Annotated in this window: 1 protein-coding gene; it reads left to right on the forward strand. The window is 68.4% G+C overall.

Features of this window, described 5'->3' with window-relative positions:
• Positions 1-96 precede the first annotated feature (96 nt).
• Positions 97-234 (forward strand): NUDIX domain-containing protein (locus tag RRF55_RS28050; RefSeq protein ID WP_439419306.1); only part of this gene is annotated, 138 nt, incomplete at its 3' end.

A 234-nucleotide genomic window follows, 5' to 3' on the forward strand; every position in this document is an offset into this window, starting at 1 on the left:
TTTCTTTGCGGTAGGCGGAGGCGATGCTATTTGCGTCTCCCCGCGTGTTCCCGGCAAGCTTCCCTCATGCCGACTCCGTTGCGTTCGATCCATGTCATGGCCGCCGTCATCACCGACGCGCGTGGCCGCATCCTGCTGGCCCGCCGTACCGAAGGCCGTGACCTGGCCGGGCGCTGGGAGTTTCCCGGCGGCAAGCAGGAGCCGGGGGAACAGCCCGAGGACGCGCTGGTGCGG

Source organism: Klebsiella sp. K47 (assembly GCF_051858335.1).
GTDB lineage: Bacteria > Pseudomonadota > Gammaproteobacteria > Enterobacterales > Enterobacteriaceae > Klebsiella > Klebsiella pneumoniae.